Origin of the sequence: Geobacillus sp. 46C-IIa (assembly GCF_014679505.1) — a bacterium.
GTDB lineage: Bacteria > Bacillota > Bacilli > Bacillales > Anoxybacillaceae > Geobacillus.
This window is the reverse complement of sequence record NZ_CP061474.1, coordinates 1,452,942-1,465,312: the sequence shown is the minus strand read 5'-3', so window position 1 is coordinate 1,465,312 and position 12,371 is coordinate 1,452,942. Positions and strand designations below refer to the sequence as shown.

Annotated in this window: 10 protein-coding genes; all 10 read right to left on the bottom strand. The window is 47.0% G+C overall.

Translation table 11 applies throughout. The annotated features are described in order from the left end of the window. Positions 1 to 14 precede the first annotated feature (14 nt). Positions 15 to 941 (bottom strand): myo-inosose-2 dehydratase, encoded by a 927-nt coding sequence (iolE, locus tag IC803_RS07375; RefSeq protein WP_081208780.1) that lies wholly within the window; start codon positions 939 to 941, stop codon positions 15 to 17. A gap of 18 nt (positions 942 to 959) precedes the next feature. Continuing rightward, on the bottom strand, positions 960 to 2,894 hold the full coding sequence (gene iolD, locus IC803_RS07370; RefSeq protein WP_081208782.1) for a 3D-(3,5/4)-trihydroxycyclohexane-1,2-dione acylhydrolase (decyclizing): 1,935 nt from the start codon (positions 2,892 to 2,894) through the stop codon (positions 960 to 962). Between the two features lie 21 nt (positions 2,895 to 2,915). Then, on the bottom strand, positions 2,916 to 3,758 hold the full coding sequence (locus IC803_RS07365) for a sugar phosphate isomerase/epimerase family protein (protein WP_081208784.1): 843 nt from the start codon (positions 3,756 to 3,758) through the stop codon (positions 2,916 to 2,918). A gap of 15 nt (positions 3,759 to 3,773) precedes the next feature. Then, positions 3,774 to 4,778 (bottom strand): ABC transporter permease, encoded by a 1,005-nt coding sequence (locus IC803_RS07360; RefSeq protein WP_081208786.1) that lies wholly within the window; start codon positions 4,776 to 4,778, stop codon positions 3,774 to 3,776. 20 nt (positions 4,779 to 4,798) lie between these two features. Further along, on the bottom strand, positions 4,799 to 6,310 hold the full coding sequence (locus IC803_RS07355; RefSeq protein WP_081208788.1) for a sugar ABC transporter ATP-binding protein: 1,512 nt from the start codon (positions 6,308 to 6,310) through the stop codon (positions 4,799 to 4,801). Between the two features lie 176 nt (positions 6,311 to 6,486). After that, entirely contained in the window at positions 6,487 to 7,455 is a 969-nt protein-coding gene (locus IC803_RS07350; RefSeq protein WP_042380739.1) for a sugar ABC transporter substrate-binding protein, read from the bottom strand. Between the two features lie 142 nt (positions 7,456 to 7,597). Next, positions 7,598 to 8,623, bottom strand: a complete 1,026-nt coding sequence (locus tag IC803_RS07345; protein ID WP_081208790.1) for a scyllo-inositol 2-dehydrogenase — start codon at positions 8,621 to 8,623, stop codon at positions 7,598 to 7,600. A 55-nt stretch (positions 8,624 to 8,678) separates the two neighbouring features. Continuing rightward, positions 8,679 to 9,872, bottom strand: a complete 1,194-nt coding sequence (locus IC803_RS07340) for a Gfo/Idh/MocA family protein (protein ID WP_081208792.1) — start codon at positions 9,870 to 9,872, stop codon at positions 8,679 to 8,681. A gap of 19 nt (positions 9,873 to 9,891) precedes the next feature. Further along, positions 9,892 to 10,896, bottom strand: a complete 1,005-nt coding sequence (locus IC803_RS07335; RefSeq protein ID WP_081208794.1) for a Gfo/Idh/MocA family protein — start codon at positions 10,894 to 10,896, stop codon at positions 9,892 to 9,894. A gap of 298 nt (positions 10,897 to 11,194) precedes the next feature. Continuing rightward, a complete protein-coding gene (locus tag IC803_RS07330) occupies positions 11,195 to 12,211 on the bottom strand; it encodes a LacI family DNA-binding transcriptional regulator (RefSeq protein ID WP_081208796.1) in 1,017 nt (338 codons plus the stop codon). Between the last annotated feature and the right edge of the window lie 160 nt (positions 12,212 to 12,371).

Below are 12,371 nucleotides of genomic sequence, written 5' to 3'. Positions count from 1 at the left end.
TCATCCTCCCCCCCTTACCGCTTTTGGGCCGCCAAGAGATGATGAACAAGGCGGTCAATATATTCTTTGGCCATTTTGGCGTACGTGTACGGGTGCGCCACAGCCGGGTCCTGTTCTGCTTCGACGATGATCCAGCCGTTATAGTCCATCTCAATCAATTTGGCAAAAATCGGAACAAAGTCAATGCATCCATCTCCAGGAACCGTAAACATGCCACGCAACACCGCCGTGCGAAAGTCGAGTTGTTCCCGTCTCACCAGCTCGAGCACATCGCGCCTTACGTCTTTCAAATGAACGTATTGAATGCGATCCGCATACCGATGCAACAGTTCAGCCGGATCATATCCGCCATATAACGCATGCCCTGTGTCATACAAGAGATGGACAAGATTCGGATCCGTCAACTCCATTAAGCGATCGATCTCTTCCGCCGTTTCGACGACTGTTCCCGCGTGAAAGTGGTAAACAAGTTTCATTCCTAGCTCTTGGCATATATGCGCGGCGCGATGCAATCCGTCAACAAGGGACTCCCATTCGGAATCCGTGAGCCGTTGAATCGTTTTTTCTTCTGGCACCCGGCGCGGATCCCAGTGCATTGACCCCCCCATCTCGCAGACAATCGCATACTTGCATCCCATATCGTGCAAATATTCCGCCCAAGACCGGAACGTCTTGAGTTCCTCTTCAAGACGAGAACGGTCTGAAAAGAGCACGCCGATGAATTTGCTGGCGAGCTCAATGCCATATTGGTTCAGTTTTGCCCTCAATGACGGGGGATCTTGGGAAAAGAGGCGCCCCATTTCCGTTGCAACATACCCAAGCTCCGCCATTTCGGATAACACTTGATCTTGTGTGTAATGGTCGCCCAATCCCGGGATATCATCATTGACCCAGCTGATCGGCGCAATACCGATACGAAAAGGATTAACCGTTTTTTCCATCTCTCTCACTCCAGTTGTTCAATATTTTCTTGCCCTTTGCAATTGTTGTTCTTTCCGCTTGTATGCCTCCGCAATTTTTGGGTTCCGGGATACTTCCGCCACCCCAACATGCCACCATGACTCATAATCATGGGTCATCGTTTTTGGAAGCACCTTAATATCGATCAATGTCGACACCGATTGTTGTTTGGCATCTTCGAGCGCTTCTTTTAATTGCTCGAGCGTGTGCACTTTATACGTTTTCGCCCCGTAACCAGCCGCGCTTTGCGCAAAGTCAATCGGAATCAAGCTCCCGTCTAAGCGCCCAGTTTCTCCGTTGCGGTAGCGGAATTCGGTGGCGAAACTGCCCATCCCATGACCCATTTGCAAGTTGTTAATGCAACCAAATCCGGCATTATCAAATAGAAGAACATTGATCTTTTTCTTCTCTTGAATACTCGTCACGAGCTCTGAGTGAAGCATTAAGTAGCTACCATCGCCGACCATGGCGTACACTTCTTTATCTGGCTCCGCCATTTTTACGCCGAGCGCACCGGAAATCTCATACCCCATGCACGAATATCCATACTCCATGTGATACGTATTCGGCCGGCGCGCCACCCACATGCGCTGCAAATCTCCCGGCAGGCTACCTGCCGCGCCGATGATAATGGCGTCGTCATCGATCCACTCGTTAACCACGCCAATGACTTCCGTTTGCGTCAACATGGAACCAAAAAACTCTGAGTATTCAGACAGAAATTCATCAAGCTGGCCGGCCACCTCCGGCTGAAATCCCGGCTGGCGATAGCGGACGTGATGCAGCCGGTTCAGCTCTTCTTCCCACGCCTTTTTCGCGACGTCTATTTCATTCGTATAACCGGATCGATACCCGATGTGCTCCAACTCCTCGGTTAAGGTGAGAAGAGCGAATTTCGCATCGGCCACGACGCGGACGGCATCCAATTTGCAAGCGTCAAAGGCCGAAATGTTAATTGTCAAAAATTCCACTTCAGGATGTTGGAAAAGCTGTTTTGAACCTGTCGTAAAATCAGTGTAACGGGTGCCAATTCCAATGACCAAATCGGCTTCCTTTGCGATCGTATTGGCGGCAAGATTGCCGGTAACGCCAATTCCCCCAAGATTATACCGATGGGTACTTTCTATCGCGCTTTTGCCGGCTTGCGTTTCCCCATAAGGAATGTGGAATTTCTCAGCAAACTGTTTCAATTCTTCCGCCGCTTCTGAATAACGGACACCGCCGCCGCAAATGATGATTGGTTTTTTCTTTCCGCGAATGAGTTCCACCGCCTCCCGAATCACCGCTTTCGTCGGAATGGGGCGTTCAATGCGGTGAATCCGTTTTTGGAAAAAGTGTTCCGGAAAGTCGTACGCTTCTCCTTGCACATCTTGAGGCAAGGCAATGGTGACCGCACCGGTGTTAGCAGGATCAGTCAACACCCGCATGGCCTGAATCATGGCCGACATCAGCTGCTCGGGCCGGCTGATGCGATCCCAATATTTGCTAACGGCGCGGAACGCATCGTTTGTGGAAATGGTCAAATCGTGCCAGTGCTCAATTTGTTGAAGCACCGGATCAGGCTGTCTTGTCGCGAACGTATCTCCCGGAAGCAATAGCACCGGAATGTGGTTCGCCGAAGCTGTCGCCGCTGCTGTCACCATATTTGCCGCCCCAGGGCCAACAGACGACGTGCATACCATGATTTGCCGTCGGTGTTTTTGTTTTGCAAAGGCAATTGCCGCATGCGCCATTCCTTGTTCATTGCGCCCTTGGTACACTTCGAGCTCTCCAGGATCTTCCTCAAGCGCTTGGCCAAGGCCAAGCACATTGCCATGTCCGAAAATCGTAAAAATGCCCTTGACAAACTTCTGTACATGGCCATCGAACTCCACGTACTGCTGGTTTAAAAACTTGATTAACGCTTGGGCAGTTGTTAGGCGGATCGTATTCATCGTTTTCCCTCCGGTAGATGTTCAAACTTGTTCAATATCAAAATACTGGCGGAGAATGTTCTCCATTTTTATCTTTCCGGTCTGAATCGTCGTTTCTGCATCCCAGTGCCAGTACTCAGGCCGAAATAACTCAATGGAAGCCATGTCATTGTAGCCAATGGCCTGGAGCGTACGTAAAATGCCATCCAAGTCAATCACCCCGTCCCCCGGCCACACTCGATGGTGATCGCGTAACGCTCCGACCGGCAAATCTTCACAATCATCAATATGAAAGACGAAAATATCTGTTGGATCTGCCGCCTGCAAGTCTTCGAGTCGGGAGTTCATGGCGTGAAAATGGAAGCAGTCCAGAACAAGGCCCACTCGACTGTTGCCCACCGCTTTGACAATCTCATACGCCTGCGCGAACGTGTTGATGGAACAATTCGGATATCCACAAAACTCGAGGGCGATTTTTACGCCGTACGGCTCGCTTAACTCTGCTAACTCCTGCAGCACGCGAACGGTTTCCGTTTTGATTTCCGACTTCGTATAATCACCGACATCAAACGTCGGAACCGCAATCACTGTTTGGCAGCCAATTTGTTGGCCAACTTCGCACAAAAACTGCAGATCGCGACGGATTTGGCCGAATCCTTCCTCATCGCGGAACGTGATAAACTCCAGCGCATTGAAGGCATACGGTTTCAAACGATGAAAAGCAAAGAATTGTTTCAAGTCGTCAACCGTATAGGAAGCGAGAAATTCTTTCAACTTATCAAGCCGAATTTCAATGCCGTCATAACCATATTTTTCACATAGTTCTAAGTCATTCTTTAATGTAGAATTTTTTAACGTCGTCGCCTCATTAAACACAAATTTCATCATTTTCCTCCAACCCTATGATTTTCGGTTTTTACGAGAATCGATGAACACGGCCATTGTAATAATGACGCCTTTGAGAATTTGTTGCCAGTATGGTGAAACATTCAACAAGTCGAGACCGTTATTCATCACCCCGATAATGAGCGCACCGACAATCGTGCCACCGATCGTCCCAATTCCACCGGCAAGGCTCGTGCCGCCAATGACCGCAGCGGCGATGGCATCGAGTTCATACATGACCCCGGCCGTCGGCTGCCCCGAGGAAATACGCGAGGTCAAGATGAGTCCAGCCAGCCCTGACAATAGTCCGGCATATGCGTAAACGAAAATCTTATATTTATCGACATTGACTCCGGCAATTATGGCCGCCTGTTCATTTCCGCCAATTGCATACACGTATTTGCCAAACTTCGTTTTATTTAAGAGAATGTAGGAAATGACCCCCACAAGCGCAAAGATGAGAATCGGGACCGGGATTCCCACAACATCTCCTTGCCCAATCCATAAAAACGAGGGCGACAAGTTCCCGATTGGTCTCCCATCGCTGAATAGCAGCGCCGCACCTCTCGCTGCTGTCATCATTCCCAGTGTCACAATAAAGGGAGCAATTTTCGCCTTCGAAATAATCGTCCCGTTGATCACACCCGTCAGGAGCCCTAATCCAAGACCAACCAAAATGGGGACAACGACTGGATACGTATCCGGATGAGCAAGGCTAGCCGTAACTACAGACACAAGAGCAATCACGGAACCTGATGACAAATCGATCCCAGTCGTAATAATGACGATCGTGACGCCAATCGCGACAATGCCTACCACCGACATTTGCCGAACAATATTTAATAAGTTGCCGGTTGTAAAAAATGTCGGCGAAAGAATGGACATCAAAATGACGAGTGCTATCAGAATCACCAACATGCCATATCGGTTTAAAAATCGATACAATTTGTCCTTCGACGTGGCCGTCGAAGAAATCCCTGCCTTCCCCTGTTTGTTCGTAACAGAAACTTGGCTTTCCATACCCATTCCCCCCTTGCTCTTTATCGCTTCGCCTCGATCAACTGGCCCGTTGCCAGCTGCATAATCCGCTCTTGGGTTGCTTCTTCCCTTGTCAGCTCTCCTGTTTTTCTTCCTTCATGCATAACGATAATCCGGTCGCTCAATCCCAATATTTCCGGCATTTCCGAAGAAACTACGACGATCGCTTTTCCCCTCTTGGCGAGATCAAAAATCAAATTGTAAATTTCCGCCTTCGCCCCTACATCAATTCCCCTCGTCGGTTCATCGAGAAACAAAATATCCGGATTGTGAAGCAGCCATCGGGCAATGAGCGCTTTTTGCTGATTGCCCCCGCTTAAATATTTGATCAACTGTTGCAAACTCGGCGTTTTAATCGCAAGCTGTTCGGCTAGCCTTTGACAGTCTTCGCGGATTTTTCGTTGCTGCAAAAAACCTGCCTTCGTATACTGGTTGACCGTAACCGTGATCATGTTGTCCTCGACAGACAACGGTAAAAACAGCCCTGTCAGTTTTCGGTCTTCCGTCAACAGGCCCATCCCATATCGAATCGCGTCCCGTGCCGAGCGAATCGCAACCTTTTTTCCGTGAACATAAATGTCTCCCGCGTCCGGTTTGGCAACGCCAAAAACGCTTTCTAATACTTCTGTTCTTCCAGACCCCATCAACCCAGCAAACCCGACTATTTCCCCTTTCCGTACTTCAAAGCTCACATCATGAAATTTCCCTTTTTTCGTCAACCCTTTGACCGACAACGCCACTTCTCCGATCGGAATCTTTGGCTTATGGAAAATTTGATTCAATTCCCTTCCGACCATCATTTGAATGAGTTCATCCCTTGAAATTTGATGGCTCGACTTCGTCCCGATGTACTTCCCGTCCCTCAGCACGGTCACCTCATCGGTGATTTGTTCGAGTTCATCCATCTTATGAGTAATATAAATAATGGATACGCCCTCTTTTTTCAAAGAGCGAATGATGTGGAAAAGGTGATGAACCTCTTTCTCCGTAATGGCCGACGTCGGTTCATCCATAATGATCAGCTTCGAATTGTAAGAGATCGCTTTCGCAATTTCCACCATCTGCATATTGGCAATGCTCAAATCCGCCATCTTCGCATTGGGGTCAATATCGATCTCAAGCTGTTCAAATAGTTGTCTCGTCTTTTTAATGAGTTCCTTCATTTTGACCCAACCCACGAACGGATAACTCGGTTCTCTGCCGAGAAAAATATTTTCCGCCACCGTCATGTTCGGAACCGGGCTCAACTCTTGATGAATCATCGAAATGCCTTTATCGAGCGCTTGTTTAATCGTGGAGACTTTCAGCTCTTCCCCATCGAACATGATCTTGCCTTGATCAGGCGTGTAAATGCCGATCAGGATCTTCATTAAGGTAGACTTCCCCGCTCCATTTTCCCCCATCAGCGCATGTACAGTTCCTCTTTTTACTCTCAGCTGCACCCGATCCAAAGCCTTTACTCCAGGAAACTCTTTTGTAATATCGATCATTTCCAATACATAATTGTTGCTCATTCGTACCCCGCCTTTTCGCTATAGATTGCCCCTTTTATCAAAGCGGATGGTTGCCCCGCGGCTTTATAACGTCGGCCGTTCTATGAGCTTAGGTAGGCTAGTTTCACAAAGGAAAAGTGAATGTTAGGAAGGATGTCAGCAACGCGACAGCATCCTTCCTTTTCATTCTTCTTTTCTCATTGCCACTTTTTGATGTACTCATCGACATTCTCTTTCGTAACCAGCTCATACGGAATCCAATTGTATTTCTCTACTTTTTCTCCTTTTGCCGCTTTAATAGCCGTCTCTAATCCAGCTTGTCCTTGGCCTTTCGCGTTTTGATAGACGGTGACTTTTAATTTTCCTTGTTTAACATATTCAAGAGCATCCGGCGTCGCATCAACTCCTGCTACAACAACATCATTTAACTTTCCAGCAGCCTCCAGTGCCATAATCGCACCGATGGCCATTTCATCATTGTTAGAGACAACAGCATCAATTTTTTTGCCAGACTGCAACCAGTTTTCCATCAGCGCCATTCCCTTTGCACGATCCCATTCTGCTGTTCCTTCTAGAACGACTTTCATCCCCGGATATTTTTTTATCACTTGCTTATTTCCTTCTGTCCGCTTGATTTGTGCTTCCTGACCCATTTGGCCGTTGATAATGGCGATGTTTCCTTTGCCTCCTAAAATTTTCGCCACTTCTTCCATTTGCATGATGCCAGCTTTGATCGATTCAGAACCAACATAGGCTGTTGCCTTGTCTACCCCGTCAAAAATACGGTTTACAACCACGATTGGAATGTTCGCTTGATTCGCTTTTTCCACCATTTGCGGCGCCGAAACCGTATCGACAGGAATCAATACAATGGCATCCACTTTTTGTTGAACAAAGTTTTCCACTTGAGACAATTGCTTGTTTGCGTCATTCATCGCATCGACGTAAATGACTTCCACATCTTTTTGCGTTTTGGCATATTCCTTCATTCCGTCTTGCAAGTAACTCAGCCATTTGTCATCAAAATCTGGAAGGGCCGCGCCAATGACAATTTTTCCTGGTTTGTCCCCTGATTGGGCTGTTTCTTGTTGTTTGTTGCAGCCAAAAAGCAACGAAAAACTAAACAGCAATACGACCAATGAAATCCATTTCATTCGACCTTTCATCTTCCTTTTGCCCCCTTGTCCCCTTAGTTTCTTTAAAACTTCCTTGTCCATAGCGGCCTTTCTCGCCACTCAATAGGGAGCGAAAGCCGCTACGAACCATGTTCTATGACAAACGAAGCCAAAGTGGACTCGCTGCCTTCGACTAGCGTGTTTGCTCAGCTACATGCCCTTCGAGCCATACTGTTTTTCCGCTGTCAAACGACTCGGTCGCCGCAATGGCAATTTTTAGGTTCACTTTTCCGTCAATTTCAGTTACTTTTGGTGTTTGCCGGTTTTGAACGCATTCGATAAAGTGGACAAGCTCTAAACGGTACGCATCGTTGAATCGCGTTTGGAAATCAGGGATGATTTCGTATGTGCTTCCTTTGGCATTCAACAATGTGACATTTTGATTGCGAAGAGTGCCAATAAACAAGGAGCCTTCTGTGCCGATAATTTCTGTACGAATATCGTGCCCGTATGGTGAGTTCCGGCTTGCCTCGATATCCCCAGCTGCGCCAGAGTCAAAATGAACATACGTAATTGCCTGATCCACATCTTTAAACTCTTTCATAAATGAATGCAACAGTACTCTTCCATGAGCGGAAACAGACGTAATTTCTGCCCCCATTAAGTAACGGGCAATATCATAGTCATGAATCGAAACGTCCAAAAATACGCGGCCGCTATGTTGAATAAACTCAGCCGGAGGTGAACCAGCATCTCTTGTAATCCCTTTAAAGTAGATTGGTTTGCCAATATCCCCCGCTTCAATTCTTCTCTTCGCCTCGGCATAAGCAGGATCAAACCGTCTCATAAAGCCGACTTGACAAATGACACCCGTCTCCTGAATCGTTTGAATGATGTCATCGGCTTCCTCTAAACTTTGGGTAAGCGGTTTCTCGACGAAGATCGCTTTGCCGTTTTTGGCTGCTTTTGCAATCATCTCTGCATGAGTGCTCGTCGGGGTTACGATCACGACGGCATCAATTGTCGGATCCTCGAATACATCATCCGGGTTCTTGGTCCATCGCTCAATCCCATATTCCCGCGCAAACTGCTCCGCTCTTTCTCCAAGAGGGTCGACCACACTCACCAGTTTAGCACCGCTTACTTGGTGAGTCGCCAGGTTTTTCGCATGGTGGTGTCCAAGGCGCCCTAGCCCGAGAACTGCACAACGAACGGTCATGATCCACACACCTTTCTTTGCTTAATGTAACCGCTTTCTAAATCGTCGTATTTCATCAACGCGATTGCACTTGCACTGACGGTAGCACTTCAGAAATGCTTACCCATCCCCCAGTTTGCACCGACCGTTCCACCGCCTCAAGCACGGCTTGATTGCGAACGCCGTCTTCGAAGTTCGGCGAAGGGCTGTACCCGCCGGCAATGCCATTCATCATTTCCACCAACAAGTTAATAAATGTATGTTCATAGCCAATAATGTGCCCAGCCGGCCAATAAGCCGAGGCATACGGATGCTCCACCTCTGTGCAGTTGATCGTCCGGAATCCTTGCAGTCCGCGCTCATCGTCTTCGAGGTACACTTGAAGGTTATTCATATTTTCCATGTCCCAACGGATCGAGCCGCGTTCCCCATTAATTTCAAAACGGTTGCCTGCCCGATTTCCTCTGCTAAAACGGCTGACTTCAAACACTCCTAAAGCCCCGTTTTCAAAACGGGCCAAGAAGGCAGAGGCATCATCAACATCCACTTCTCCCCATGCCGTTCCTTCAACGCGCCCTTTTAAATGGATATCCATATCTCCAAGCGGCCGTTTTTTAATAAACGTCTCCATCATGCCGACAACTTCGCGGAATTCTCCGACTAAGAAACGGACCAGGTCGATAATATGCGCCCCAAGATCTCCATGTGTGCCTGATCCAGATACCTCTTTTTTCAGGCGCCATATTAACGGGAAGTTCGGATCCATCAGCCAGTCTTGCAAAAACGTAGCACGAATGTGGTAAATTTTTCCCAGTCGCCCTTGCGCGATCAACTGCTTGGCAAACTGAACCGCCGGAGCAAAACGGTAATTGTGACAAATCATATGAACTACACCTGCTCGCCTGACAGCTTCAAACATTTCAAGCGATTGTTCCAATGTGAGAGCAAGCGGTTTCTCACAAATGATATGTTTTCCTGCTTTCGCTGCCGCAATTGCAATTTCCGCATGCGTATTGTTCGGGGTGACAATATCGATGACATCGATATCATCCCGTTCCATCAGACGGCGCCAATCCGTTTCATATGAGGCCCACCCCATTTTTTGCGCCGCTTCTTTGACTCCTTGCTCGTTCCGGCCCGCAATGGCTTGCAGAACCGGGATGACATCTGTGTCGAAGTAAAAGGGGAGATCGCGAAACGCATGGCTATGTGCTTTTCCCATAAACTTATAACCAACCATGCCAATCCGGATTTGTTTTTTCTCTTTCATTCTCTCACCCGCCTTTTTATTATTTTGACGGAGCTGTTTGGCGAAAGTCGATTATTTTCCCCGTTTTAGCACTTTCATAAATCGCCTCTAGCAATTGAATCGAGCGGAATCCATCTTCAGCTGTCACCGGAGGCTTTGTTCCATGGATAATGGCATCAATAAACAGACGATCCTCTTCCTTATATCCCCATTTTTCTTCAATGGATAATTGATAGAAATCATGAATGTGCGCCGCCTGCTGCAACCCTGGGGCATACATGACTTTTTCGAGTTCTTGGGTTGCGACCGTGCTATACTTCCCATAAACCTCCAAACTCTCAAACGGAAAGCTCCATCCGGCATGAGCATACGTCACAAAATTGACGATCGTCCCCGAGACAAATGTCATCATAATCGCGAATGTATCTAATTCCTCTGTCGAAATATTTTGTTTTGCTTCGCAGTAAACCGTTTGTACTTCACCAAATAAATAACGGCACAGATCCATCAAATGGAAAGGAGTTTCATACAAGAAGCCTCCCGTCACCTTCGGGTTTGCCGTCCAAGGGGGATTTAACAGTTCGCCGCGGTTCATTTTTACATGAGCCAAATAGGGGGGGACCTCCCCGGAATCAACCAATTCCTTGACTCTTTTGTACACCGACGCATATCGACGGTTCATTCCCAAGTTGTAAATCGCCTTTGATCGTTCAGCCGCTTGCCTGATCTGCTCTGCCCCCTCCAAAGAAGTCGCCATCGGTTTTTCTGAGAACACATGCACATTGTTTTCCAGACATTTTAGTACCGGCTCAACATGCATCGTGTTTGGCGTCGTCACGTAAACAGCATCTACACCAAGATCAAATAATTCCTCGAGGCTTTTGACCGCTTTTGCTTCCCCGGCTTCCTTCGCCAATGAAGCGGCTCTTTCTTCCACAATATCCGCTACCCCAATAATTTGAACCCTCTCATCTTTCTTTAGGATCGACGTATGTACCTTGGCAATCCCTCCGGCTCCCAAAATTCCTACTTTCACCCGAGTCATTATTTCTCCTCCTCATCTCCGTTGTAGAAGGGAAGCGCTTTCTAATACATCGAAAACAATGGTTATCATGTCCATTAATAAATAGTGTAATCAAATCCCTATCAAGCTTTTTGAGCAAGCGCTTTCCTTTTGTTTTTTATTTTACCCTCACCCTGTTATTTTATCAAGTATTTTTTCTGAATTTATAGAATTTTTGTTAAAAAATAAAAGAATAGCTATTTACAGCTGTTCTTCTCATTAAATTAAACGTTTTCCCCGGTAACATCTATTGTTTCATAAAAACAATCTACTCACACCCTTACGATTTCACTTTAGCGATATAACAGGCTGATTTCCTTACCACTAGATGAGGCGGCAGAATGATCCGCTGTTTCGTATGATTGATCCCTTCAACTTGAGCAATTAACAGGTCAACCGCTTGCCTCCCCATTTCTTCAATAGGTTGGGCAACTGTCGTCAACGGTGGGTCAATAATAGACGATAAAATTGTATTGTCAAATCCAACCACCGACAAATCATCGGGAATGCGGAGTCCTAACTCTTTGGCCGCTTGGTAAATGCCGACGGCAAGAGAATCAAAACAGGCGAAAATCGCAGTCGGCCTTGGGGTCGACTGCAACAGCTCCATCGCCGCTCTTTTGCCATCAGCCATCGAATAGTCCGTATATACAATCCAAGATTCTTCGCATTTCAGGCCGTTTTCTTGAAGCACCTGCTGATAGGCCTGCAACCTGTATTTATCGCTTGTGCGACTTAAATTCCCAAGCATGATCGCGATCTGTTGATGGCCTAGGGAAACAAGATGCGAGACAGCTTGATACCCTCCTAAAAAATCATCAACTCTCACTACGTTAATGGCCAGCTCCGGGATGTCTTGGGCAATAAAAACCAAAGGGAAATTCTCTTCCAACAGCTCTTTGATCATTGTATAATTGTTCGTTGTGGTTCCGATAATGATGCCATCCACGCTTTTTTGGCGTAACAAAGAAAGATACATTTCTTCCGTCTCCGGGTTGTTATCCGTATTGCACATCAGAACGTTAAATCCCTGTTCTCTCCCCCGATCTTCCACTTTCCTAGCGATTTCAGAAAAAAATGGGTTTGCTACGTCAGGGATGACAAGGCCAATCGTTCTTGTCCGCTTCCCAGTCAACGCCGAGGCGACCATGCTCGGTTGATAATGCAACTCTTCCATTACCCGTAGGACTCTCTTTCTCGTTCTTTCACTGATGCGCCCGGTATTATTGAGCACCCTTGATACCGTTGAAATGGATACACCCGCTTTTTTTGCTACATCATAAATGGTTACTTTCATCGCTCATCATTCTCTCCATCTGTTGTAGTCAAGTTTGTTAGGTAAAGCGCTTGCTCTTATTAATGTTATTTTATTGTTTTTTCCACTTTCTTTCAATGATTTTTTCGATTTCAGAATAAATTTATGCATAATAAAAACCGGTCTAGAGAGCCCGTGAATT

Coding starts and splice junctions, on each gene's coding strand:
- iolE (WP_081208780.1), bottom strand. CDS start 941: ATGGAAAAAACGGTTAATCCTTTTCGTATCGGTATTGCGCCGATCAGC.
- iolD (WP_081208782.1), bottom strand. CDS start 2,894: ATGAATACGATCCGCCTAACAACTGCCCAAGCGTTAATCAAGTTTTTA.
- IC803_RS07365 (WP_081208784.1), bottom strand. CDS start 3,758: ATGAAATTTGTGTTTAATGAGGCGACGACGTTAAAAAATTCTACATTA.
- IC803_RS07360 (WP_081208786.1), bottom strand. CDS start 4,778: ATGGAAAGCCAAGTTTCTGTTACGAACAAACAGGGGAAGGCAGGGATT.
- IC803_RS07355 (WP_081208788.1), bottom strand. CDS start 6,310: ATGAGCAACAATTATGTATTGGAAATGATCGATATTACAAAAGAGTTT.
- IC803_RS07350 (WP_042380739.1), bottom strand. CDS start 7,455: ATGAAAGGTCGAATGAAATGGATTTCATTGGTCGTATTGCTGTTTAGT.
- IC803_RS07345 (WP_081208790.1), bottom strand. CDS start 8,623: ATGACCGTTCGTTGTGCAGTTCTCGGGCTAGGGCGCCTTGGACACCAC.
- IC803_RS07340 (WP_081208792.1), bottom strand. CDS start 9,872: ATGAAAGAGAAAAAACAAATCCGGATTGGCATGGTTGGTTATAAGTTT.
- IC803_RS07335 (WP_081208794.1), bottom strand. CDS start 10,896: ATGACTCGGGTGAAAGTAGGAATTTTGGGAGCCGGAGGGATTGCCAAG.
- IC803_RS07330 (WP_081208796.1), bottom strand. CDS start 12,211: ATGAAAGTAACCATTTATGATGTAGCAAAAAAAGCGGGTGTATCCATT.